The 24463-nt window shown below is 69.2% G+C and carries 18 protein-coding genes; 13 read left to right on the top strand and 5 right to left on the bottom strand.

The features are described 5' to 3' along the window. Positions 1-11: 11 nt before the first annotated feature. Positions 12-1844 (bottom strand): asparagine synthase (glutamine-hydrolyzing), encoded by a 1833-nt coding sequence (gene asnB, locus H074_RS17270; protein ID WP_007031326.1) that lies wholly within the window; start codon positions 1842-1844, stop codon positions 12-14. Positions 1845-2188: 344 nt separating this feature from the next. Here asnB and kdpF point away from each other — a divergent pair, with 344 nt between their 5' ends. From kdpF to smc, 9 genes are all read left to right on the top strand, one after another. Continuing rightward, a complete protein-coding gene (gene kdpF / locus H074_RS17265; protein WP_007031325.1) occupies positions 2189-2290 on the top strand; it encodes a K(+)-transporting ATPase subunit F in 102 nt (33 codons plus the stop codon). After that, positions 2290-3960: a potassium-transporting ATPase subunit KdpA gene (gene kdpA, locus H074_RS17260; RefSeq protein WP_007031324.1), complete on the top strand. Its 1671-nt coding sequence runs from the start codon at positions 2290-2292 to the stop codon at positions 3958-3960. Before kdpF ends, kdpA begins: the two co-directional genes overlap by 1 nt. Then, the gene (gene kdpB, locus H074_RS17255; protein WP_007031323.1) at positions 3957-6050 is read left to right on the top strand and encodes a potassium-transporting ATPase subunit KdpB; all 2094 of its coding nucleotides are present in this window, start codon (positions 3957-3959) and stop codon (positions 6048-6050) included. The genes kdpA and kdpB overlap by 4 nt, the downstream gene beginning before the upstream one ends. Positions 6051-6053: 3 nt before the next feature. Beyond that, positions 6054-6665 (top strand): potassium-transporting ATPase subunit C, encoded by a 612-nt coding sequence (locus tag H074_RS17250; RefSeq protein WP_007031322.1) that lies wholly within the window; start codon positions 6054-6056, stop codon positions 6663-6665. A gap of 5 nt (positions 6666-6670) precedes the next feature. After that, complete coding sequence (locus tag H074_RS17245) at positions 6671-9256, top strand: sensor histidine kinase (RefSeq protein ID WP_007031321.1); 2586 nt, start codon at positions 6671-6673, stop codon at positions 9254-9256. Continuing rightward, positions 9253-9954 (top strand): response regulator, encoded by a 702-nt coding sequence (locus H074_RS17240; protein WP_007031320.1) that lies wholly within the window; start codon positions 9253-9255, stop codon positions 9952-9954. The genes H074_RS17245 and H074_RS17240 overlap by 4 nt, the downstream gene beginning before the upstream one ends. Before the next feature lie 56 nt (positions 9955-10010). Further along, positions 10011-10541 carry a hypothetical protein gene (locus tag H074_RS17235; RefSeq protein ID WP_007031319.1) on the top strand — a complete coding sequence of 177 codons (531 nt, stop codon included), beginning with the start codon at positions 10011-10013 and terminating at the stop codon, positions 10539-10541. A 294-nt stretch (positions 10542-10835) separates the two neighbouring features. Continuing rightward, positions 10836-11123, top strand: coding sequence for an acylphosphatase (locus H074_RS17230; protein WP_007031318.1), 288 nt, complete (start codon positions 10836-10838; stop codon positions 11121-11123). A gap of 88 nt (positions 11124-11211) precedes the next feature. Next, the gene (gene smc / locus H074_RS17225; protein ID WP_007031317.1) at positions 11212-14811 is read left to right on the top strand and encodes a chromosome segregation protein SMC; all 3600 of its coding nucleotides are present in this window, start codon (positions 11212-11214) and stop codon (positions 14809-14811) included. 56 nt (positions 14812-14867) lie between these two features. On the opposite strand, the gene H074_RS17220 is transcribed toward smc, so the two are convergent. Together H074_RS17220 and H074_RS17215 are read right to left on the bottom strand one after the other, a co-directional pair. Continuing rightward, on the bottom strand, positions 14868-16451 hold the full coding sequence (locus H074_RS17220; RefSeq protein WP_007031316.1) for a sodium:solute symporter: 1584 nt from the start codon (positions 16449-16451) through the stop codon (positions 14868-14870). Between the two features lie 9 nt (positions 16452-16460). After that, a complete protein-coding gene (locus tag H074_RS17215; protein ID WP_007031315.1) occupies positions 16461-17675 on the bottom strand; it encodes an anhydro-N-acetylmuramic acid kinase in 1215 nt (404 codons plus the stop codon). Positions 17676-17827: 152 nt separating this feature from the next. Here H074_RS17215 and ftsY point away from each other — a divergent pair, with 152 nt between their 5' ends. Beyond that, positions 17828-19153: a signal recognition particle-docking protein FtsY gene (gene ftsY, locus H074_RS17210; RefSeq protein WP_007031314.1), complete on the top strand. Its 1326-nt coding sequence runs from the start codon at positions 17828-17830 to the stop codon at positions 19151-19153. 7 nt (positions 19154-19160) lie between these two features. On the opposite strand, the gene H074_RS17205 is transcribed toward ftsY, so the two are convergent. Then, the gene (locus H074_RS17205) at positions 19161-19937 is read right to left on the bottom strand and encodes an IclR family transcriptional regulator (protein WP_007031313.1); all 777 of its coding nucleotides are present in this window, start codon (positions 19935-19937) and stop codon (positions 19161-19163) included. A 103-nt stretch (positions 19938-20040) separates the two neighbouring features. Here H074_RS17205 and aceB point away from each other — a divergent pair, with 103 nt between their 5' ends. Then, entirely contained in the window at positions 20041-21618 is a 1578-nt protein-coding gene (aceB, locus tag H074_RS17200) for a malate synthase A (protein ID WP_039922699.1), read from the top strand. 4 nt (positions 21619-21622) lie between these two features. After that, the gene (locus H074_RS17195) at positions 21623-22819 is read left to right on the top strand and encodes a DUF6986 family protein (RefSeq protein WP_007031311.1); all 1197 of its coding nucleotides are present in this window, start codon (positions 21623-21625) and stop codon (positions 22817-22819) included. Here H074_RS17195 and wzt read toward each other — a convergent pair. Then, positions 22798-23544 (bottom strand): galactan export ABC transporter ATP-binding subunit Wzt/RfbE, encoded by a 747-nt coding sequence (gene wzt, locus H074_RS17190; RefSeq protein WP_039922695.1) that lies wholly within the window; start codon positions 23542-23544, stop codon positions 22798-22800. The genes H074_RS17195 and wzt overlap by 22 nt on opposite strands. Before the next feature lie 75 nt (positions 23545-23619). Here wzt and H074_RS17185 point away from each other — a divergent pair, with 75 nt between their 5' ends. Beyond that, positions 23620-24243 carry a TetR/AcrR family transcriptional regulator gene (locus H074_RS17185; RefSeq protein WP_007031309.1) on the top strand — a complete coding sequence of 208 codons (624 nt, stop codon included), beginning with the start codon at positions 23620-23622 and terminating at the stop codon, positions 24241-24243. Positions 24244-24463: the final 220 nt, after the last annotated feature.

The raw sequence follows: 24463 nt of genomic DNA, 5'->3' as shown, positions 1-24463 counted from the left end.
GGACCGGGAACTCAGTCGAGCCGAAGTTCGGGCCGGTACAGGTCGAACCAGTGGTAGAGGTCCAGCGCCCGGTCGATCCCGGAGCGCTGGGCCGAGGGCATCGTGGCCGGATCCACTTCGGACATCCGGTGCAGCCAGTCGCGGTCCACCAGGTCGAACACCGGGTTGTCCCGTTCGGTCAGGGCCTCCTTGGCCTGCTGCTGCAGCGCCGCCGCGTAGCCGGGGTCCTGAGTGGACGGATACGGGCTCTTGACCCTGTCCCGCACCGACGTCGGCAGCACGTGTTCGGTCGCGTGCCGCAGCAGGCTCTTCTCCCGGCCGTCGAACGTCTTCAGCGACCACGGCGTGTTGTAGACGTACTCGACGAGGCGGTGATCGCAGAACGGCACGCGCACCTCGAGCCCGACGGCCATCGACGCCCGGTCCTTGCGGTCCAGCAGCATCCGCACGAACCGGCTCAGGTGGAGGTTGCAGACCGTGCGCATCTTGCGGTCCTGTTCGCTCTCGCCGTCGAGGTGCTCGACCTGGGCGACGGCGGTGGCGTACTGGTCGGCGATGTAGCCGGGCAGGTCCAGCTTCTCCTGGACCTCGCCGCGCAGGAGGGCGCCCCGCTCACTGGTGAGCCCCATTTGGAAGGCGAGCCAGGGGAACGTTCCCGAGTTGACCGCGGCTTCGTCGTGGAACCAGCGGTATCCGCCGAAGACCTCGTCGGCGGATTCGCCGGACAGTGCCACCGTCGACTCCGCGCGGATCGCCTTGAACAGCAGATACAGCGAGGTGTCCATGTCCCCGAGCCCGGCCGGGATGTCCCGCGCGGTCAGTACCTTGCGACGGACCTCGGGGTCGCTGAGCTCGGCCGGGTTCAGCACGACGTCCTTGTGGTCCGAGCCGACCAGCCGCGCGACATCGCGGATGTAGGGCGAGTCCGGGGTGTCCCGCACCTCGTCCGGCTGGAAGTTCTCCTCCTGGCCCTGGAAGTCGACCGAGAACGTGCGCAGCCGTTCGCCCTGTTCCGCCAGCCGTGCGGCGGCGAGGCCGGTGACCGCACTGGAGTCGAGCCCGCCGGAGAGCAGGACACAACGGGGCACGTCGGCGATCAGCTGACGGTGCACGATGTCGGTCATCAGCTCGCGGACCCGTTCGACCGTGGTCTCCTGGTCGTCCGTGTGCTGTTTCGCGTCGAGCTTCCAGTACGTCCGCGTGCGGATCCCGGAGCGGTCGACGGTGACGATCGTGCCCGGCCCGACCTCGTGCATGCCCTTCCACAGCGACCAGCCCGGGGTCTTGGTCATGGACATCAGCTCGCGCAAGCCGTCCGTGTCGACCACCTTGCGCGCCAAGGGGTTCGCGAGAATCGCCTTCGGCTCCGAGCCGAACAGGACGCCGTCCGGGGTCGGGTAGTAGTAGAACGGCTTGATCCCCATGCGGTCGCGGATCATCACGAGCTTCTCGTCGCGCTCGTCCCAGATCGCGAAGGCGTACATGCCGTTGAGGTGGTCGACGACCTCGTCGCCCCACTCCAGGTAACCGTGGAGCACGACCTCGGTGTCGCTGTCGGTCTCGAACTTGTGGCCCCGCTTGAGAAGTTCCTCGCGCAGCTCGGTGAAGTTGTACGCCTCACCGCTGTAGACCATCGCGGCCAGCCCGGCTTCGGCCATCGGCTGCCTGCCGCCCGGCAGGTCGATGATCGCCAGCCGCCGGTGGCCCAGCGCGACGTTCGGCCGGACCCAGGTGCCCGAGTCGTCCGGTCCGCGGCACGCCATGGTCGCGGTCATCGCGTCGACGACCTCGCGGCGTTGTGTCAGGTCCGTGCCGTAGGAGACCCACCCGGCGATTCCGCACATCGCTACCTCCTGGTGATTAGTTAGCACATACAACTACCCGTAACACTGGTGTAACACGCTTCGGGCGGCTTGTCTGCCCGAATTGCACGCTCCGTCCGCAGTGCGTCACGGTCTGTGGGGCACGTCACCGGGCATCAAGAAGTCGTAAAGGCACCCGATCGGGGCATCAAGAGGCCGTCAGGCAGGGGCCTCGATGGTCTGTACCAGGCGCAGTGTTGCGGGGTCCTGGTCGCCGATGGGGTGACCTGTCCTGAGAGGTGCCTAGTGGCCGACTTGCTCTACGCCGTGCTCCTGATCGGCGTATTCGTGGTTCTCGCCCTGACCCTTCGCGGTCTGGAAAAGCTGTGACCGGCACGGGAGCCGTGGCCAACGTCGTCGGCGGACTGCTGGCGTTGGGGCTGATCGTCTATCTGTTCATCGCACTGGTCAGGCCGGAGAAATTCTGATGTCAGACACCGCGGCCGGCCTCCTGCAGGCCGGTCTCCTCCTCGTCGCGCTCGCCGTGGTCTACCGGCCACTGGGCGACTACATGGCGCGCGTCTTCACTGTCTCCTCTACGGAGGAGCACACCAAGGCCGAACGCGGCCTGTACCGCCTGTTCCGGGTGAACCCCGGATCGGAACAGCAATGGAAGACCTACGCGTCCGCCGTGATCGGCTTCTCGTTCGTTTCCGTCGTGCTCCTGTACCTGCTTCAGCGATTCCAGGCGATCCTGCCGTGGAGTCTCGGCAAGGAACCGGTCTCGCCGGCGGTCGCCTTCAACACCGCCGTCAGCTTCGTGACCAACACGAACTGGCAGTCCTACAGCCCCGAAGCGACCATGGGTCACTTCGTGCAGATGGCCGGACTGACCGTGCAGAACTTCCTGTCCGCCGCCGTCGGCCTTTCGGTCGCCGTCGCGGTCGTCCGCGGGTTCGTCCGCTCGAAGACCGACCGCCTCGGCAACTTCTGGGTGGACCTGACCCGCGGCACGATCCGGATCCTGCTGCCGATCTCGTTCGTGGCCGCGATCGTGCTCATCGCACTCGGCGTCGTCCAGAGCCTCAAGAGCGGGATCGATGTCCTCAACCCGGACGGCAGCGCGAGCAAGATCGCGCTCGCGCCCGCCGCGAGCCAGGAGGCGATCAAGGAGCTCGGTACCAACGGTGGCGGCATCTTCAACGCCAACTCCTCGCACCCGTTCGAGAACCCGAACGCCTGGACCAACCTGATCGAGATCTTCCTGATCCTGGTCATCCCGGTTTCGCTCACCCGGACGTTCGGCAAGCTCGTCGGCAACACGCGGCAGGGTTACGTCCTGCTTTCGGTGATGGCCGGGCTGTTCACCGCGATGCTCGCCGTGACCTGGCTGTCCGAAGCCAACGCGAGCGGACCGGCGCCGCTGGCCGCCGGGGCGAACATGGAGGGCAAGGAACAGCGCTTCGGCATCGGACTGAGTTCCCTGTTCGCCAACGCCACCACGGGCACGTCGACGGGCGCGGTCAACAGCATGCACGACAGCTACAGCGGGCTCGGCGGCGGCGGAGCGCTGCTCAACATGCTGCTGGGCGAGATCTCGCCGGGCGGGGTGGGCACCGGTCTCTACGGGATCCTGGTGATGGCCGTGATCGCGATGTTCCTCGCCGGGCTGATGGTCGGCCGGACGCCGGAGTACCTGGGGAAGAAACTCGGCAAGCGCGAGGTCACCTGCGCGGCGGTCTCGATGCTCGCCATGCCGACGGTGGTGCTGCTCGGCGCCGGGATCGCGCTGATGAACCCCGGCAACCTGGCCGCGTTGAACAACTCGGGCGCCCACGGGCTTTCCGAGGTGCTTTACGCCTACGCGTCGGCGGGCAACAACAACGGGAGCGCGTTCGCCGGCATCACCGTCACCAATGATTGGTTCCAGTCCTCGCTCGGCGTCGCCATGCTGCTAGGCAGGTTCGTCCCGATCCTCGCCGTGCTGTGCCTGGCCGGATCCCTTGCCGCGCAGAGGAAGGTTCCGGAGACCGCCGGCACGCTGCCCACCACCGGACCGCTCTTCGGCACGATGCTCGCGGGCACGATCGTGCTCGTCGCGGCCCTCACGTTCATCCCGGCGCTCGCGCTCGGGCCCATAGCAGAGGCACTCGCATGACCATGACCCAGGAACGGACCCCTGAAGAGACAACGCAGCACCACGTGGAGAACACCGGCCGGGTCGGCGCGGGGATCTTCAGCCCGCGCCAGCTGCTGACCTCCCTGCCGGAGGCGCTGCGCAAGCTCAATCCCCGCCATCAGCTCGGCAACCCGGTCATGTTCGTGGTGTGGATCGGCTCGGCGCTGACCACCGTCTTCGCGATCACCGACCCGAGCGTGTTCACCATCCTCATCACGATCTGGCTGTGGTTCACCGTCCTGTTCGCGAACCTCGCCGAGGCCGTCGCGGAGGGCAGGGGCAAGGCACAGGCGGAAACCCTGCGGCGCAGCAAGAAGGAGACCGTCGCGCGCCGCCTCACCGAGGACGGCGACGAGGAGACAGTGCCGGGCGCGGACCTGCGCGTCGGCGACCTCGTGGTCGTCGAGGCCGGCCAGGTGATCCCGGGTGACGGCGACGTCGTCGAGGGCATCGCGACCGTCGACGAATCGGCCATCACCGGCGAGTCGGCCCCGGTCATCCGCGAATCGGGCGGTGACCGGTGCGCGGTCACCGGCGGCACCACGGTGCTCTCTGACCGCGTCGTCGTGAAGATCACGACCAAACCCGGCGAGTCCTTCGTGGACCGCATGATCGCCTTGGTGGAGGGCGCTTCGCGGCAGAAGACGCCGAACGAGATCGCGCTGACCATCCTGCTCTCGACGCTCACGATCATCTTCCTGCTCGCCGTCGTGGCCCTGCAGCCGATGGCGGGTTACTCCGGGAGCCAGCAGTCCGTGATCGTGCTGACCGCGTTGCTGGTCTGCCTGATCCCGACGACGATCGGCGCGCTGCTGTCGGCGATCGGCATCGCCGGGATGGACCGGCTGGTGCAGCGGAACGTCCTGGCGACGAGCGGTCGCGCGGTGGAGGCCGCAGGGGACGTCTCGACGCTGCTGCTGGACAAGACCGGCACGATCACCTTCGGCAACCGCAAGGCCACCGAGCTGATCCCGGTCGGAGCGTCCACTGTGGACGACATCGCCAAGGCGGCCCGGTTGTCCAGCCTCGCCGACGGCACGCCGGAAGGCCGCAGCATCGTCGAACTCGTCGCGAGGGAACACGGTCTCGCGGAGACGGCGTCCGACGACGAGAAGCTCGCGGATTTCGTCGAGTTCACCGCGCAGACCCGGATGAGCGGCATCGACATCGGTGAACGCCAGGTCCGCAAGGGGGCCACCACCGCCGTGCGTGAGTGGGTCCGCGAACGCGGTGGCGACATGCCGGACGAGACCGAACGCGTCGTCGACGAGATCGGCCGGCAGGGCGGGACCCCGCTCGTGGTCGCGGAGTACGACGGTGCGAAAGCGTTCGTGCGCGGCGTGATCCGGCTGTCCGATGTGGTCAAACCGGGGATGAAGGAGCGGTTCGTCCAGCTTCGCGCGATGGGCATCAAGACCGTCATGATCACCGGGGACAACCCGCTCACCGCCAAGGCCATCGCGCGGGACGCGGGCGTCGACGACTACCTCGCCGAGGCCAAGCCCGAGGACAAGATGGCGCTGATCAAGAAGGAGCAGGAGGGCGGGCGGCTGGTCGCGATGACCGGCGACGGCACCAACGACGCCCCCGCGCTCGCGCAGTCCGACGTCGGCGTCGCGATGAACACCGGGACTTCCGCCGCCAAGGAGGCGGGGAACATGGTGGACCTCGACTCCGATCCGACGAAACTGATCGAGATCGTGGAGATCGGCAAACAGCTGCTGATCACCCGCGGCGCGCTGACCACCTTCAGCGTCGCCAACGACCTCGCGAAGTACTTCGCGATCCTGCCCGCGATGTTCACCGGCATCTTCGCCCAGCTAGGCGCGCTCAACATCATGCAGCTCGCGACGCCGAAGTCGGCGATCCTGTCGGCGGTCATCTTCAACGCCCTGATCATCGTCGGCCTGATCCCGCTCGCCCTGCGCGGCGTCCGGTACAAACCGTCTTCAGCCTCGGCGCTGCTGCGCCGGAACCTGCTGGTCTACGGCCTCGGCGGCATCGTCAGCCCGTTCCTCGGGATCTGGCTGATCGACCTGCTCGTCCGTCTCATCCCTGGAATCGGATAACCCATGAACGCACTGTTGAAGCAGACCCTCGCCGGGCTGCGTGTCCTGCTCGTCTTCACGGTTCTGCTGGGTGTGGTCTACCCCCTGGGCGTGTGGGCGGTCTCCCGGATCCCCGGCCTCGAAGGCAACGCGGAAGGTTCGATCATCGGCCAGGACGGACAGGCCGCCGGCTCGTCCCTGATCGGTGTGGACCCGGTCGCGGCCGACCCGGCCAAGGACCCGTGGTTCCACAACCGCCCGTCAGCGGGATCGAAGGACGCCCTCGGCCCCGGCGACCCGTCGTCGTCCGGCGCCTCGAACAAGGGCCCGTACGACGAGGGCCTGATCGCCGCGATCGGTGAACGCAAGAAACTCATCGCCGCGCGCGAGGGCGTCCAGGAGTCGCGAGTGCCCGCCGACGCGGTGACGGCTTCGAGCTCCGGGATGGATCCGGCGATCAGCGTCGCCTACGCGGAGCTGCAGATCCCGCGTGTGGCGCGGAACACCGGCCTGCCGGAGGAGAAGGTCCGGCAGCTCGTGGCCGAGAACACGGGCGGTGCCGGGATCGGTGTGCCGGGAGTCAATGTGCTGAAGGTCAACTTGGCCGTGCGCGACGCGGCCGGAGGAGCACACTGACAGACGTGGACGAGAACACGACCAAGCCGCGCCGGGGCGAGCTGAGGATCTACCTCGGCGCGGCCCCGGGCGTCGGCAAGACCTACGCGATGCTCGGCGAGGCGCGGCGACGCCTCGACCGGGGCACCGACGTGGTCATCGGCCTGGTCGAGACGCACGGGCGGAAGAAGACCGCGGAGCTCGTCGAAGGCCTCGAGACCGTCCCACGCCGCCGTTCCGCGCACCGGGACCGCGAGTTCGAGGAGATGGACCTCGACGCGCTGCTCGCCCGCGCCCCCGAGGTCGCGGTGGTCGACGAACTAGCCCACACCAACGTGCCGGGTTCGCGCAACGAGAAGCGCTGGCAGGACATCGACGAACTGCTCGCCGCCGGGATCGACGTCCTCTCCACGGTCAACGTGCAGCACCTGCAGAGCCTCAACGACGTCGTGGAGCGGATCACCGGCGTCACCCAGCAGGAGACGGTGCCCGACGAGGTCGTGCGGCGGGCCGGGCAGCTGGAGCTGGTCGACATAACGCCCGAAGCGCTGCGGCGGCGCCTGGCGCACGGCAACGTCTACCCGGCCGAGCGGATCGACGCGGCGCTGGGCAACTACTTCCGGCCCGGCAACCTCACCGCGCTCCGGGAACTCGCGCTGCTGTGGGTCGCCGACCAGGTCGACGTCGCCCTGCAGCGGTACCGGGCCGAGCAGAAGATCACCGACACCTGGGAAGCACGCGAACGGGTGGTCGTGTCCATCACCGGCGGTCCGGAGAGCGAGACGCTGATCCGCCGCGCGAGCCGCATCGCGAACCGCGCGGGCGCCGACCTGCAGGTGCTGCACATCCTGCGCGGTGACGGGCTCGCCGGGATGGGACCGACGGCGGTCGGCAGGTACCGGAAGCTGGCCGAAGAGGTCGGCGCGACCTTCCACACCGTCGTCGGCGACGACGTGCCGACGGCCCTGCTCGACTTCGCCCAGGGTGTGAACGCGACGCAGCTGGTCGTCGGAACCTCGCGGCGGTCGCGGGTGGCGCGGTTGTTCGACGAGGGCATCGGCGCGGCCGTGGTCCAGCGATCGGGGCCGATCGACGTCCACATGGTCACGCACGCCCAAGCGGGCGGACGGCTGCGCGCCCGGTTCAACCGCAGCCCGCTCACGCCTTCGCGACGGCTGACCGGCTGGACGCTCTCGCTGGGGTTGCCCGCGCTGGCGACGCTGCTCGGTGTCCTGCTGAGGGATCATCTCGACTTCTCCACCGACGTGGTCGACTACGTCCTCGCGACGGTGCTGGTGGCGCTCGTGGGCGGGCTCGGGCCCGCGTTGCTCGCGGCGGTGGTCTCGGCGGGATTGCTGAACTTCTTCTTCACCCCGCCGCTGTACACCCTCACCGTCCACGAGCCGCGCAACGTGATCACGCTGGTCGCGATGGTGCTCGTGGCGATCCTCGTCGCGGCGGTCGTCGACACGGCGGCCCGGCGCGCGGCGCAGGCCGCGCGGGCGCGGACCGAGGCGGCGCTGCTCGCCTCCTACGCGCGGACAGTGCTCACGCACACGAACCCGATCGAGCGGCTGCTGGAGAAGGTCCGTGAGAACTTCGGGATGACTTCGGTGACCCTGCTGGAAAAGCGGGACGGGAAGTGGAAGCGGGTGGCGAACGCGGGCTCGGATCCCTGCGCCGATCCCGATCAGGCCGACGCCGACATCGCGGTCACCGCCGACGTCCACCTGACCCTGCGGGGCCGCGCGCTGCCCGCGTCGGACCGGGGAGTGCTGGAAGCCGTCGCCGGACAGGCCCTGCTGGCCCTGCGGCAGCAGCGGACGGCGAAGGCGGCCATCCGGGCCGAACGCAAGGCCGAGGCGACCGAACTGCGCACGGCACTGCTTTCCGCCGTGGGACACGACCTCCGGACGCCGCTGACGTCCATCAAGGCGTCCATCGGCAGCCTGCGCGCGACCGACATCTCACTGTCCGAAGAGGACACCGACGAGCTGCTCGAAGCGATCGAGGAATCGGCGGACCGGCTCGCCGGGCTGATCGACAACCTGCTCGACTCCTCGCGGCTGGCGACCGGCGCGGTACGCCCGCACCTGCGCCCGGTCGGCTACGACGAGGTCGTCTCGCACGCCCTGTCCAATGTGGACAACTCGGCTTCGGTCGTGGTCGCGATCGACTCGCGGTTGCCGTCGGTGTGCGCCGACCCCGGCCTGCTGGAACGGGTGGTGGCGAACGTGATCGACAACGCGCTGCGGCACGGCGCGTCCGGGGAGCCGGTCTCGGCCCGTGCCAGCACGCATTCGGATCACGTCGAACTGCGCGTCATCGATCACGGGCGCGGGCTCAAGAAGGGCACCGCGGACTCGGCGTTCGCGCCGTTCCAGCGGCTCGGGGGAGACCGGGACAGCGTGCCCGGTGTGGGACTGGGGCTGTCGGTCGCCAAGGGGTTCACCGAGGCGATGGGCGGGCGGATCCGGGCGGAGGACACGCCCGGCGGCGGGCTCACCGTCGTCATCTCGCTGCCCGCATATGTTGGTCAGGATCCGGAAAAGAGCCTCCTCGCTTTCGACGACGAGGGCCTTGAGAACGAAGAGGAGGAGCGAGTGCGATGAGCGCAGACACCGCGTCGGCGACCGTGCTGGTCGTCGACGACGAACCGCAGATCGTGCGAGCCCTGCGGATCAACCTGTCCGCCCGCGGCTACAAGGTGATCACCGCGCACGACGGGACGGCCGCGCTGAAGGCCGTCGCCGAGACCAAACCCGACGTCGTCGTCCTCGACCTCGGCCTGCCCGACCTCGACGGCACCGAGGTGATCGCCGGGCTTCGCGGCTGGACGACGGTGCCGATCATCGTGCTGTCCGCGCGCGGCGACTCGGCCGACAAGGTTCAGGCCCTCGACGCCGGCGCCGACGACTACGTCACCAAACCCTTCGGCATGGACGAACTCCTGGCGCGGCTCCGTGCCGCCGTGCGGCGTTCGTCGGCGTCCAGTGTGGACGGTGCGGACGCGGTGGTGGACACGGGATCGTTCCGCATCGACCTGGCGGCGAAGAAGGTGCGCCGGGACGGCAGGGAAGTGCACCTCACCAAGACCGAATGGGGAGTGCTGGAACTGCTGGTGCGCAACCGCGGCCGCCTGGTGGCGCAGAAGCAGCTGCTGCACGAGGTGTGGGGCCCGGCCTACGAGACCGAATCGCACTACCTGCGGGTGTACCTGGCGCAGCTGCGGCGGAAACTGGAACCGGAACCCTCACGGCCGCGGCACCTGCTGACGGAACCGGGGATGGGGTACCGCTTCGAAATGTGAACCGCGGCCCGGCGCGCAAGTAGGTGACTACTTGCGCGTCTTACCGAGCGCTGCTCGTGGAGGTGCCGGAGGTACTGGACCGGCCCGGAGTCGACTCGCTGGGTGCGCCGCTGGAGCTGGAGCCGCCACCCGGCGGGCTCGAGCTGTCAGGCGTGGTCGACGGCGGGTCCGACGGAGTCGTCTTCGGCGGCGTGGTCGTCGTCGCCGACGGTGTGGGCTTCGGGGTGGTCGGCGTCGTCGGCGGCAGGACCGTGTGCGGCGGCTCACCGCCGCCCGGGTTCGTCGCGGGCGGGGTCGGGACGACGACGCTCGTCGTCTCCTTGCCGTCCGGGCCGACCGACGTCACCGTGGTCGGCGGCGCCGTCGAGCTGGAGGACGCGCCGGGGGTCGGCGAGCCGCTGACGGTCATCGGGCCGCCGGGGACGGCGTTGCCCGGCACCAGCTGGACGCCGGCTGGGGCGACACCCTGTCCGCCGCCGGGGACGCCGGTGCCGCCCGCGGTGGCGGAGACGCCGGGGCCCGCGAGTTCGGCGATCGCGGCGAAGGCCGTCGCCACCACGAGGCCGCTGACGCCGAGTACGGCGTAGCCGGCGCGGTTGAGCTTGCCGGTGGCGCCGCGCGGGGGCGCCACGGACACGCGTGCGCTCGAATCAGACCCGTCGGGACGGGGCATGTGCTGACTCCTCGGATGGGGGGCTTCGGGGAGTTCGAGGTGGCAATGGCGATACGGACGTATGCCGAGCCGCCTCCGGCTACCCGGGCGAGGTAGCCCGAAGTGGGGACCTGGCGCGGAGATTATCACCGCCGCTTCACCGTCTGCGAACTACAGCGAACGTCGTGTTCACCCTCCGCGTTCATCCGCATGGTGCACGATAGGGGTCGTGAGTGGAGAAGTAACGCACATCAGGCTGACCGCGTGGGTGCACGGCCGGGTGCAGGGTGTCGGTTTCCGCTGGTGGACCCGCAGCAGGGCGCTTGAGCTGGGGTTGGTCGGCAGCGCGGGCAATCTGGCCGACGGGCGTGTCGAGGTGGTGGCTGAGGGTGTTCGTGAACACTGTGAGCGGCTTTTGGCGGCCCTGCGATCCGGGGAATCACCCGGAAGTGTGGATCACGTCGTCGAGCGCTGGTCACCCGCGAAGGGCGGGCTCCAAGGGTTCGTGGAGCGCTGAGACCCCGCGTCCCACGATCACCCTGAGCGCACAGGTAGCCTGGACCGATTGAACGACCGGTTCCCGCAGCCAGAGGGGTCAGCACGACGTGCACCTGAAGAGCCTGACGCTCAAGGGCTTCAAGTCCTTCGCCTCGGCGACGACGTTGCGTTTCGAGCCGGGCATCACCTGTGTGGTCGGACCGAACGGCTCCGGCAAGTCGAACGTCCTCGACGCGCTCCGCTGGGTCATGGGGACCCAGGGCGCGAAGGACCTGCGCGGCGGCAAGATGGAGGACGTCATCTTCGCCGGGACCGCCGGCCGTGCCCCGCTCGGGCGCGCCGAGGTCACCCTCACCATCGACAACGCCGACGGCGCGCTGCCCATCGAGTACTCCGAGGTCTCGATCACCCGCCGGATGTTCCGTGACGGCGCGAGCGAATACGAGATCAACGGTGACCGCTGCCGTCTGATGGACGTGCAGGAACTGCTGTCGGACTCCGGCATCGGCCGCGAAATGCACGTCATCGTCGGGCAGGGGCAGCTTTCGGCGATCCTCGAATCGAAGCCCGAGGAGCGCCGCGCCTTCATCGAAGAGGCCGCCGGTGTCCTCAAGCACCGCAAGCGCAAGGAACAGACCCTGCGCAAGCTCGCGAACATGCAGGGCAACCTCGACCGCCTCGGCGACCTCACCACCGAGCTCCGCCGCCAGCTCAAACCACTGGGCAAGCAGGCCGAGATCGCCCGCAAGGCGCAGTGGGTGCAGTCGGAACTACGCGACGCCCGGCTGCGGTTGTTCGCCCACGACCTGGTCACCCAGCGCGAAGGCATCGCCAAGGAAGAGGCCGACGAGCGCGTTGCCCGTCAGCGCCGCGCCGAAGTCGAGCAGGCGCTGGAGATCGTCGCCGCCGAGGAGGCCGAGCTCGAAGCCTCGCTCGCCGAGGACGCGCCACGCCTGGCCGCCGCCCAGGAGACCTGGTACAAGCTTTCCGCCTTGACCGAGCGGCTGCGCGGCACCGTGCGGCTCGCGCTGGAGCGGCAACGGCACCTGTCCTCCGACGTGCAGCAGGCGAGCACCGGCCGCGATCCCGACGAGCTGCTCGCCGAGGCCGAGCAGGTCGCCGAGCGGGAGCAGGAGCTCAACGAGGCCGTCGCCGAGGCCCGCATGGTGCTTTCGGAGACCGTCCAGCGGCGCGAGCAGCTCGAACACCTCGTCCAGGCAGCCGAGCGCGCGCATATGGCCGCCGTCCGCGCGATCGCCGACCGCCGGGAAGGGCTCGCGAAGCTCACCGGACAGGTCGAAGCGCTGCGCAGCAAGAACGGCGCCACCTCCGACGAGATCGACAGGCTCACCGTGTCGCTCGAAGAGGCCGCCGAGCGCGCGGAGATCGCCGTCGAGGAACTCGAAGAGGCCAAGGCCGAAGGCGGTGTGGAGGAGTCCGACGACCTCGACCTGCAGGCCCATCACGACCGCGCGGTGGAGGCCAACAACGCCGCCAAGGCCCGGGTCGAGGAACTGGTCAAGGCCGAGCGTGCCGCCGAACGCGAGATCGCGTCGGAGAAGGCGCGCGTCGAGGCGCTGTCGATGGGCTTGCGCCGCAAGGACGGCGCCGGCGCGCTGCTCGGCGCGCAGCACGAACTGCCGGGTCTGCTCGGTTCGGTGGCCGCGCTGCTCAGCGTCGAGGCGGGCCACGAGGTCGCGCTGGCCGCGGCGCTCGGCCCGGTCGCCGACGCGGTCGCGGTCAATGGCGGCGCCGACGCGCTCGCCGCGCTGAAGTTCCTGAAGGAAAACGATTCCGGTCGCGCCGGTATTCTGCTCGGCGGTCTCGAATCCACTGTGGACACCAGTGCTTGGCCGCCGTTGCCCGAGGGCGCGCGCTGGGCGCGTGAAGTGGTCACGGCGCCGCCCGCGCTGCGCTCCGCCGTCGAGCACGCGCTCGACCGGGTGGCCATTGTGGACGGTCTGGAGTCCGCGCGCCGTCTCGTCGAGGTGTATCCCGAGGTCAGCACGGTGACGCCCGAGGGCGACGTCTTCGGCGCCCGCTGGGCGGTCGGCGGTTCCGCCCGCAGCGAGAGCGTCATCGAGGTGCAGGCCGCGGTCGACGAGGCAGGCGATCGGCTGAACGCCGCCGAGCGCGCGCTGGAACGCACCGCCGCGGAACTCGAAGGCGCCCGCGCCGGACAGGCGGCCCGCCGCGAAGAGGTCGGCAGGGCCAAGGAAGCGCTCGGGGACGCGAAGGTCCGCAAGGCGCGCTCGTCCGAGCGGCTGAACAGGCTGCAGCAGGCCGCGCGCGGAGCGCAGGCCGAGATGGACCGGCTGAGCACTCAGCGCGCCAAGGTCGAGCAGAGCCGCGAGCAGGCGCTGCAGCAGCTCGCCGAACTCGAAGAACGACTGGCCGCCGTCGCCGAGCAGGAAGTCGACGAGGATCCGGACACCGCCGAGCGCGATCAGGCCGCCGAAGACCTCGGCACGGTCCGCCAGGAGGAGATGGAGTCCCGGCTCGCGCTGCGCACCGCCGAGGAGCGCGCGCGGAGCATCCAGGGCAAGGCCGAATCGCTCCGCCGGGCCGCGCACGCCGAGCGGCAGGCCCGCGAACGGGCCGAGAAGTCCAGGGCCGCGCGGAAACGCGGCGCCGAGATCGCCAACGCGGTGGTCAACGGCGGTGAGATCGCGCTGGAGCGCATCGAGGTCTCCGTGCAGCGCGCCGCCCACGAACGGGACGAGGCGCAGGCGCAGCGGCAGTCGCGGGAGACCGCGCTGACCCAGGTCCGCAGCAAGGTCCGCGAGCTGACCGGCGAACTGGAGAAGCTCACCGACGCCGTCCACCGCGACGAGGTGTTGCGCGCCGAGCAGCGGCTGCGGCTGGAACAGCTCGAAACCAAGATCGCCGAGGACTTCGGCATCGGTCTCGAGGACCTCGTCGCCGAGTACGGCCCGGACAATCCCGTGCCGCCGAGCGCGGGGGAGATGGCCGAGTACGAGGCCGCGAAGGAACGCGGCGAGGACGTCACCCCGCCGCCGCCCATGCCGTTCGATCGCGACACCCAGGCCCGCCGGGCGAAGCGCGCGGAGAAGGACCTGAGCCTGCTGGGCAAGGTCAACCCGCTGGCGCTGGAGGAGTTCGCGGCGCTGGAGGAGCGGTACAAGTTCCTCTCGACCCAGCTCGAAGACCTCAAGGACACCCGCAAGGACCTCGAAGCCGTCATCAAACAGGTCGACGAAAAGATCCTCGAGGTCTTCGCGTCGGCGTACGAGGACGTGGCGCGCGAGTTCGAGACCGTGTTCGGAGTGCTGTTCCCGGGCGGCGAGGGGCGCATGGTGCTCACCCAGCCCAACGACCTCCTCGCCACCGGTGTCGACGTCGAAGCGCGCCCGCCGGGCAAGAAGGTCAAGCGGCTCTCGCTGCTCTCCGGTGGCGAGAAGTCGCTCGTCGCCGTTGGCATGCTAGTGGCGATCTTCCGCGCCCGGCCTTCGCCCTTCTACGTCATGGACGAGGTCGAGGCCGCGCTCGACGACACCAACATGCGACGGCTGATCGGGCTGCTGGAGCAGCTGCGGGACTCTTCGCAGCTGATCATCATCACCCACCAGAAGCCGACCATGGAGATCGCCGACGCCCTGTACGGCGTTTCGATGCAGGGCGACGGCATCACGAAGGTCATCTCGCAGCGGCTGCGGACCTCCGAAGAGGACCCGGTCCCCGCCTAGCTCACCGCCTCGTGAGTGGTAAGGACGGTTCTAACCGTCCTTACCACTCACGAGGCCTACACGGGTTCGGATTCCTTCACGTCCGGCTCGGCGAGCGGGTCCCGGCTCTTGTGCCGCAGCGACAGCAACCCGCCGACCACGAGCGTGATCACCACGCCGCACAGCGTGTACCACGGCCACGCCAGCGCCACCGTGTTCCCGGACGCCTTGCTGAAGTCGACGCCGATCAGGTTGCCGTCCGGTTTGTTGAACTTGACGCCCAGGATGATGAACGCCATCACGATCACCGTCGACACGAACGCGACGATCGCGTCCGCCTGCCTCGCCCGCTTGAACAGCAGGCCCAGCAGGAACGCGCCGAGCAGCGCGCCATAGGTGTAGCCGGTGATGCCGAGCGCCTGCACCACGATCGGATCGGCCGAGGTCTTGTTGGAGGAGGCGAAGAAACCCGCGCACAGGATGAGCGCGCTCGCCCAGATGATCGTCCAGATCCGGCCGTGCTTCAGCCGGTCGGCTTCCGGCAGTTCCCTGCCGATCACCCGTTCGTAGACATCGGTCACCGTGGACGAGGCCAGCGCGCCGAGCGACGAACTCAGCGCGGCGGCGAGGATCCCGGCGATCACGAAACCGGACAGGCCGCTCGGCAGGTCGTTCACGATGAAGTTCGCGAACAGTTCGTCCTTGTTGGCCAGCCCCAGGCCTTCCGGCTTCGGTTTGGTCGGGTTCAGGCCGTTGTACAGCGCCCACAGCAGCACACCGATGAACAGGAACAGCGCGAACTGCAGGAAGACCACGAAACCGCTGGCGACCAAGGCCTTCCGCGCGGCGCGCAGATCGTTGGTGGCCTGCAGGCGCTGCACGATCAGCTGGTCCGAACCGTGCGAAGCCATCGAGAGCACCGCGCCGCCGATCACCGCGGTGAAGAACGCGTACTGTCCGGTGAGCATGTTCGAGGAGAAGTCGAAGATCTGGAACTTGCCGGCGTCGAAGGCCTTTCCGAACCAGCCGTCCGGCAGCCTGCTCGAGATCGCCCAGATCACGATGGCCGCGCCGAGGATGTACCAGAGCATCTGGATCGCGTCGACCCAGACGACCGCGCGGACCCCGCCGAAGAAGCTGTAGAGCACCATCGCGATGCCCAGTCCGACCACGATGGTCCAGTACGAGACGTTCAGGCCGTAGGCCGCCATCACCACCTTGATCGGGATCGCGGTGGCGAACAGCCGGATGCCGTCGGCCAGGGTCCGGGTCAGCAGGAAGGTCACCGACGCGGTGCCCTGCAGCCCGCTGCCGAACCGTTTGCCCAGGAAGGCGTACGCGGTGACCAGGTTGCCCGCGACGTAGCGCGGCAACAGCACCATCGACACCACGATCCGGCCGGCGATGTAACCGATCGCCAAGGCCAGGTACGTCATCCCGCCGTCGCCGGGAGTGGCGATGTAGGCCACCGTCGGCACGGAAAGCACGGTGAGGGTCGACGTCTCCGCGGAGACGACCGAAAGGCAGGCCACCCACCAGGAGATCTTGCCTTCGCCGACGAAGTAGTCGGAGCCGGATTTCTGTTTGCCGCCGATCCAGACGCCCAGCAGGGGCATGCCGACCAGAAAAAGCCCGATGATCGCGAGGTCAAGTGCGCGCATCCGTATCTCCTATCGCTCGCCGGTCTTCGCCGCTACCCGTAGCCGGGTCACGGTTGAGCTGTGCGGGGCGGGGAGCCGCAGGGGGCCCGCGCCCGGGGTGATGCTGCCGAGCAGCCGGTCGCCGCGGGCACCGGTCGCCGACGGGAGGTTCCCCGGGACGCCGGACCAGGTCAGCCAGCCGAGCAGAATGGTCAGGTATGCCTCTTTGCCCGCGCGCGGCAGGCCGTGGTCGTCGCTGGTCTTCAGTGCCGTACCCGGCAGGTTCCTGGCGAGCGCGGCCATCAGCGCCGGGTTGTCGGCACCGCCGCCGGAGACGATCACCGTGGCCGTGTCGTGGCGACGGCATTCCGCGGCGATCGTCACCGCGGTCAGTTCGGTCAGCGTCGCCAGGAGGTCTTCCGCACCGACCGGCGGGAGCCCGTCGAGCGCCGTGTCGAGGTACGCGACGTGGAACAGTTCCTTGCCGGTGGACTTCGGCGGCGCGGCCGCGTAGTAGGGATCGAGCAGGAGTCTGGCCAGCAGGTCGGGCCGGACGGAGCCGCGCAGGGCGAGCGCGCCGCCGAGGTCGGCGCGCTGAACGCCGCCGGTGACGCGGTGCGCGGCGATGTCCATCAGGGCGTTGCCGGGCCCGGTGTCGTAGGCGAGGACCGCACCGTCCGCGGGGACCACGGTGATGTTCGCGATCCCGCCGATGTTCAGCGCCGCGACCGGGCCGAGCGCGGCCATTTCCCGTAGCCACAACGCGTCCAGCGTGCTCGCGAGCGGCGCGCCGTGCCCGCCGGCGGCGACGTCGCGCACGCGCAGGTCGGCGACCACCGGCAGTCCGGTGCGTTCGGCGATCCAAGCCGGGTTCCCCAGTTGCAGTGTGCCGCGCGCGATGCCGTCCTCGACCCAGTGGAACACCGTCTGGCCCAGCGAGGCGACGACGTCCGCCTCGCCGCCGGCCAGTTCCTCGACGCCGCGCGTGGCCGCCTCGGCGAAGGCCTGGCCCACCAGGGTGTCGAGTTTCGTGAGCTGTTCGGCGTCGCAGGGATTCGGCGGCAGAGCGGCGAGCAAGGCTTCGCGGAGTGTTTCGGGATAAGGGACTTCGAGCTGCCCGAGTGGCGAGAGCACCACGGTGTCCCCGTCGGCGCGCAGTTCGGCGGCCGCCACGTCGATTCCGTCGATCGATGTGCCGGAGATGAGTCCGATCACCCGGACCCCAGTGCCGGAGAAAACCGTCATTCGGAGTGGTCTAGCCGTCGTCCGGGAGACCGCGCAAGCGAGACCGTTTCTTCTTGTCCGAAATGAGTCCTATCCAGTGGGTAGGTGACAAGATCGGCTTCCTTCCCGTGGGGCGTCTGAGCGCGGCGGGATGCGGATGCGAGGATGGCGCCGTGTCGAGTAGCCCCTGGTTCTGGATCGTTGTCGTTGCCGTCGTGGTCCTGGTCGCCGTTCTGGTGGCCGGCCTGCTCATCGCGCGCCGCCGCCGGATCAGCCTGGACGAGTCCAAGGCTGCCGACGTCGTCGAGAAGCCGAAGGGCGGCGGCTATACCGCGACAGGCGGGATCGCGCTCGCCCCGGGTGGCGAAAAGACCGAAGAGGCCGAGGAACCGGAACACCCGGTCGAGGATCGCCCGGAGACCGACGGCCAGCCCGCCGTCGGGGACGACGCGGCGGTGCCGAGGGATTCCGCGCAGCGCACGGTGCGCGACGTCGAACTTCCCGAACCCGCCGAGGAAGCGGCGCCCGAGCCCGCTCCCGAGCCCGCTCCCGCCGAGGAGATCGCCCCGGCCACCGGCCGACTGGAGCGGCTGCGCGGCAGGCTCGGCAAGTCCCGTTCGGTGTTCGGGCAGAGCCTGCTCGGCCTGCTGGGCGCCGGCGACCTGGACGAGGACTCCTGGCAGGACGTCGAGGACACGCTGCTCATGGCGGACCTGGGCGCCGCGACGACCACCGAGATCGTCGAGCGCCTTCGCGACGAGCTGAAGCGCCGCGCCGTGCGGACGTCGGAGGAGGCGCGCGCGGTCTTGCAGGAGGTGCTGACCTCCGCGCTGTCGACCGACGCGGTCCGGGCCGTCCGCGCGCTGCCGCACACCGTCGACGGGGTGAAGCAGCCCGCCGTCGTGCTGATCGCCGGCGTCAACGGCACCGGCAAGACCACCACCACCGGCAAACTCGCCCGGGTGCTCGTCGCGCAGGGGAGCACCGTGGTGCTCGGCGCGGCCGACACCTTCCGCGCCGCCGCGGCGGACCAATTGCAGACGTGGGCCGAGCGGGTCGGCGCGGAGGTCGTGCGCGGCAAGGAAGGCGCCGACCCGGCGGCGGTCGCCTTCGACGCCGTCAAACGCGGCACCGAGGCGGGTGTGGACGCGGTCCTGGTCGACACCGCCGGCCGTCTGCACACCAAGACCGGCCTGATGGACGAGCTGGGCAAGGTCAAGCGAGTCGTCGAGAAGCAGGCGAAGGTCGACGAGGTGCTGCTGGTGCTCGACGCCACCACCGGGCAGAACGGGCTGATGCAGGCGCGCGTGTTCTCGGAGGTCATCGACGTCACCGGCATCGTCCTGACCAAACTGGACGGCACCGCGAAGGGCGGCATCGTCTTCCAGGTGCAGCGCGAACTCGGTGTGCCGGTCAAGCTGGTCGGCCTCGGCGAGGGGCCGGACGACCTGGCGCCGTTCGAGCCGGGCGCGTTCGTGGAAGCGCTTCTGAGCAGCTAGCGGATGCTCAAACGGTGACCCCGTCCCGCGAAAGGGTCGAGCCGAGTGAGGTCGCGATCCGCTGGACGACGGGCGCGATCCGCTCGACCGCCTCCATCGTGAGCCGTCCCGAAGGCCCGGACACCGAGACGGCCGCCGGCACCGGCGCGCCCGGGACCGCGACGGCCACGCAGCGGACGCCCAGTTCCTGCTCCGCTTCGTCGAGCGCGTAACCCTGTTGGGCGATCTTCGCCAGCTCGCGCAGGAGCGCGTCCTGGTCGGTGAAGGTGTGCTCGGTGTACGAGGGCATTCCGGTCCGCGCGAGCAGCGCCGTGACGTCGTCGGACGGCAGGTGCGCGAGCATCGCCTTCCCCACGCCGGTGCCGTGCGGCAAGAGACGCCGTCCGACCTCGGTGAACATTCGCATCGAGTGCTTCGAAGGCACCTGGGCGACGTAGACGACCTCGTCCCGTTCCAGGACGGCGAGGTTCGCGGTCTCGCCGACCTCGTCGACCAGTTCCGCGAGCAGCGGGCGCGCCCACGAGCCGAACTGCATGCTGGCGTTCTCGCCGAGCCGGATGAGCCGGGCGCCCAGGGCGTACCGGCGATTGGTGTTCTGCCGGACGTAGCCCAGGTCCACCAGTGTCCTGATCAGCCGGTGGATGGTCGGCATCGGCAGCCCGGACAGCGTCGCCAGCTCCGAAAGACTCGCCTCCCCGCCGGTGTCCGCGAGATGCTCGAGGAGCTCGAAGGCCCGCTGAAGTGACTGGACGCCGCCATCACGCCCGTTCTTCTCCGCTGCCACCGTGGTACTCCTTACGTCGGCGTTGAGGTTCCGCTATGCAGAAACTATAGTCCGTCATGTAAAACCGTAGGGACGTTATTTATCCGAACTCGGGGTGTTACTCATGTCTGAAGCTCAGGTGCTCGGCGATCCGGTCGAGCGCGGGGACGAAATCCTCACGCCGGAGGCGCTCGCCTTCCTCGCCGGCCTGCACGAGGCCTTCGCCGCCCGCCGCGACGAGCTGCTGCAGGCCAGGAGCAAGCGCCGCGAGGAAGCCAGGACCACGGGCAAACTCGACTTCCTGCCCGAGACCAAGGAGATCCGCGAGGGCGACTGGAAGGTGGCCGAGGCCCCGCCCGCCCTGCGCGACCGCCGCGTCGAGATCACCGGCCCGACCGACCGCAAGATGACCATCAACGCGCTGAACTCCGGCGCCAAGGTCTGGCTCGCCGACCTCGAGGACGCCAACACGCCACACTGGGCGAACGTCGTGTCCGGCCAGGTCAACCTGTACGACGCGGTCCGCGAGACCATCACGCTGGAGAGCGGCGGCAAGAGCTACGCGCTGCGTGACGACGTCGAGCACGCGACCATCGTCGTCCGCCCGCGCGGTTGGCACCTCGACGAGCGAGGCCTGTCCTTCGGCGGACGCCAGGCCGTCGGCGCGCTGGTCGACTTCGGCCTGCACTTCTTCCACAACGCGCAGGAGCTGCTCAACCGCGGCAAGGGCCCGTACTTCTACCTGCCGAAGATGGAGAGCCACCTCGAAGCCCGGCTCTGGAACGACGTCTTCACCCACGCGGAGAAGACGCTCGGCATCGAGCACGGCACCGTCCGCGCGACCGTGCTGATCGAGACCATCCCGGCCGCGTTCGAGATGGAAGAGATCCTCTACGAACTGCGCGAGCACGCCTCCGGCCTCAACGCCGGCCGCTGGGACTACCTGTTCAGCGTCATCAAGTACTTCCGCGACGCGGGCGAGAAGTTCGTGCTGCCGGACCGCAACTCGGTCACCATGACCGCGCCGTTCATGCGCGCGTACACCGAACTTCTGGTGCGCACCTGTCACAAGCGGGGCGCGTTCGCGATCGGCGGCATGGCCGCGTTCATCCCGAACCGCAAGGACCCGGAAGTCACCGCCGCGGCGCTCGACAAGGTCCGCGCCGACAAGAGCCGCGAGGCGGGCGACGGCTTCGACGGCTCCTGGGTCGCGCACCCCGGCATGGTGGACATCTGCCGCGAGGAGTTCGACAAGGTCCTCGGCGACAAGCCGAACCAGCTCGACCGCACCCGCGACGAGGTGTCCGTCACCGCCGACCAGCTGCTCGACGCGGCTTCGACGCCGGGTGGCGCCACCGCGGCCGGTCTGCGTGCCGCCGTCGACGTCGGCATCCGCTACATCGCCTCCTGGCTCGGCGGAAACGGCGCGGCGGCCATCCACAACCTGATGGAGGACGCGGCCACCGCGGAGATCTCGCGTTCGCAGGTGTGGCAATGGGTGCGCAACGGCACGCTGCTCGACACCGGCGACAAGGTCACCGGGGAACTGGTGCGCGGCGTGCTGGCCGAGGTCCGCGGCGAACTCGCCGCGGAGATCAAGCCGGAGCTGCTGGAGCCCGCCGTCGAGCTGTTCGAGCAGGTCGCGCTCGCCGACGAGTTCCCGGACTTCCTGACCCTGCCCGCCTACGAACGGATCAAGTAGACAGATGGGGAACGGGCGGCTCACCGAGGACGTCTACACCGCCGCGGACGCGCGCCTCGCCGAGGCGGACGCGCGCGTCGCGGCCAAGTACCCCGGCGAGCCGCCCGGCCGCCAGCCCGTGCACACCGTGTACGTGCCCGCGTCGCGGTACAAGACGCGGCTCGTGGCGGACTGGGGCAAACAGGCCCTGCGGGTCTTCGGCGAGCACGCCGATCAGCTGGGCCTGGACGCGGACATCGCCGACCGGGTCCGGACCAAACTGCTGACCGAGCCGATCGAAGATCTGCGGATCGACTTCGAGGACGGCCTCGGCAGGCCGGGCGACGACGAGGAGGACGCCACCGCGCTCGCCGCGGGGCGGACCCTCGCCGTCACGGGCGGCACGCCGTTCGTCGGCATCCGGTTCAAGAGCTTCGAGCAGGCGACCCGCCGTCGCGGCATCCGCACGCTCGATCTCTTTCTGACCGGGTTGCTGGAAAGCGGTCCGCTGCCGGAAGGTTTCGTCGTCACGCTGCCGAAGGTGACCGCTGTCGAACAGGTCGAAGTGGCGGCGGATGTCGTGGAGCGCCTCGAATCCGCATACGGCCTGCCTGACGGCGCGCTGCGGTTCGAAGTCCAGATCGAGACGGCGCAGTCCATTGTGGACACCGCCGGGACGGTGGCGGTCCCGCGGATCATCGAAGCCGCGCGCGGCCGGTGTTCAGGACTGCACTACGGCACCTACGACTACAGCGCCGGTCTCGGGATCAGCGCCGAGTACCAGAGCATGGAACACCCGGCCGCCGATTTCGCCAAGCAGCTCATGCAGGTTTCGGCCGCGGGCACCGGCGTCCGGCTTTCGGACGGCTCGACGAACAAGCTGCCCGTCGGCGACGCGATCCTCCCGGCCTGGCGCGAACATCTGCGGCTGGTGCGGCGATCCCTCGAACGCGGCTTCTACCAGGGCTGGGATCTGCACCCGCACCAGTTGCCGACCCGGTTCGCCGCCACGTACGCGTTCTTCCGCGAGGGCTTCCCGGAGGCGCTGGGCCGCTTGCGGGACTACGCGGACCAGACCGGGCGTGGTGTGCTGGACGAGCCGGCGACCGCGCAGGCTCTGGCGGGTTTCTTGTTGCGAGGGCTGGACTGCGGAGCCGTGGACGTGGGAGAGCTTTCGTTTTCCCGGGCGGAGTTGGACGGCTACGCGCGAAGGACCTCGTGATATTCGGCGAGAACCGCGTTCAATGAGCCGCGCGCGCGGATCCGGCCTTCGTCCATCCAGAGGGCGGTGGTGCACAGTTCGCGCAGCAGTTCGTCCGAGTGCGATGCGAACACCAGCACGCCCGAGCGGCGGGCGAGGTCGACCAGGCGTTCGCGTGCCTTGGTGAGGAAAGCGGCGTCGATCGCGCCGAGACCCTCGTCGAGGATGAGGATCTCGGGATCGATGGTGGTGACCACGCCGAGCGCGAGCCGTACTCGCATGCCCGCGGAATAGGTGCGCAAAGGCAGGTGCAAGTAGTCGCCCAGTTCGGTGAACTCGGCGATGTCGTCGACCCGTTTCTCCATCTGTTTGCGGCTCATGCCGAGGAACAGGCCCCGGATCAGGATGTTCTCGTGTCCCGAGACCTCGGGATCCAGCCCCACGCCGAGGTCGAACACCGGCGCGATCCGCCCGACGACCCGCGCGCTGCCCCTGGTCGGCTCGTAGATGCCGGACAGCAACCGCAGGAGCGTGGACTTGCCCGCGCCGTTGTGCCCGACCAGGCCGACGCGATCGCCCTCGCTCAGGGACAGGGAGATGTCCCGCAGCGCCTCGATGACCGGGACTTTCGCGTCGGTCCCGATCTTGCCGCCGACCTTGCCGAGCACCTGTTTCTTCAGTGACCGGGTCTTGGCGTCGAAAATCGGGAAGTCGACGTAGGCGCCCTGTACCTCGATGCTCACCACGGTGCCGGCCTCCTCGCCCTCGTCAGATGCGAACGGAAGTTATCATTCGCTTTTGAGTGCGGTAACGTGCGGCCGGTGAGTCAGCTATCCGTCGATCAGGGCTTCCGCCCGCCGCAGCAAGCCCGCAGCCGGGAGTCCCTGCAGAAGGTGCTGGCCGCCGCCGAGCACGTTCTGGCAGGCCAGGGCTTCGAGGAGTTCACCGTCGCGGCGGTCGCCGAGCAGGCTGGGATGTCGGTGGGCGCGATCTATCGCCGGTTTTCCGGCAAGAACCAGCTGCTGTACGCCGTGAAAGACGAGCTGCTCGGACAATTGGAGACCGCCGTCAGCGAAGCGCTTGGCTCCGCGGCGCCGGGGTTGAGCGGGCTTGTCGACGCGTTCACCCAGGCTCTGGCGCGGACTTTCGCCCGTCACGACCGGATCTTCTCCGAGCTGCTCGACAGCCAGCGCGCCGAGGGGCGCGATCGTGGCCTCCAAGCGCTGGCCACGATCCAGCGCGAATTCGTGGACGCCGCTCGACCGTGCCTGGAAGAGATCCGCCGGCCGGACGGGGAGCAGGCGATCCGGATGATGAGCCGGACCATCATCGGATCCTGTGTGCACCGGGCCGCCAGCGGCCGGTTCTGGTCGGACGGCCTGAGCTGGGACGGTTGGGCGCGTGAGACGACCGAGATGGCGTTGGCCTATCTGGAGTCGGCTTGACGGGGTGTCGCGGTTCATGCGCCGCCCGAAGTACGTGAAGGCCCCCTTGCTTGCGCCTAGCGCAATGAAGGGGGCCTTCACGTACTTCGAAACCTCGACCTCGGCCGTGCGGTTTGGTTCGGGCATGGCGAGGGGCCCGTCGCCGGTGGGCGGATTCTCGGGGTCTTCGCAACACCTGATGGCCTATGTGGTCGTCAGTAGATTACGCAGGCGCTCGGCT

This window comes from Amycolatopsis decaplanina DSM 44594, from assembly GCF_000342005.1.
In the GTDB taxonomy this organism is placed as follows: domain Bacteria; phylum Actinomycetota; class Actinomycetes; order Mycobacteriales; family Pseudonocardiaceae; genus Amycolatopsis; species Amycolatopsis decaplanina.
Note: the sequence above shows the minus strand (reverse complement) of the source record. Positions and strands in the feature narration are given on the sequence as shown.

Excerpts from the sequence above, each read along its gene's own strand:
- kdpB (WP_007031323.1), top strand. The coding sequence starts at position 3,957 with ATGACCATGACCCAGGAACGGACCCCTGAAGAGACAACGCAGCACCAC.
- H074_RS17195 (WP_007031311.1), top strand. The coding sequence starts at position 21,623 with ATGGGGAACGGGCGGCTCACCGAGGACGTCTACACCGCCGCGGACGCG.
- H074_RS17215 (WP_007031315.1), bottom strand. The coding sequence starts at position 17,675 with ATGACGGTTTTCTCCGGCACTGGGGTCCGGGTGATCGGACTCATCTCC.
- asnB (WP_007031326.1), bottom strand. The coding sequence starts at position 1,844 with ATGTGCGGAATCGCCGGGTGGGTCTCCTACGGCACGGACCTGACACAA.
- H074_RS17220 (WP_007031316.1), bottom strand. The coding sequence starts at position 16,451 with ATGCGCGCACTTGACCTCGCGATCATCGGGCTTTTTCTGGTCGGCATG.
- H074_RS17250 (WP_007031322.1), top strand. The coding sequence starts at position 6,054 with ATGAACGCACTGTTGAAGCAGACCCTCGCCGGGCTGCGTGTCCTGCTC.
- aceB (WP_039922699.1), top strand. The coding sequence starts at position 20,041 with ATGTCTGAAGCTCAGGTGCTCGGCGATCCGGTCGAGCGCGGGGACGAA.
- kdpA (WP_007031324.1), top strand. The coding sequence starts at position 2,290 with ATGTCAGACACCGCGGCCGGCCTCCTGCAGGCCGGTCTCCTCCTCGTC.
- H074_RS17240 (WP_007031320.1), top strand. The coding sequence starts at position 9,253 with ATGAGCGCAGACACCGCGTCGGCGACCGTGCTGGTCGTCGACGACGAA.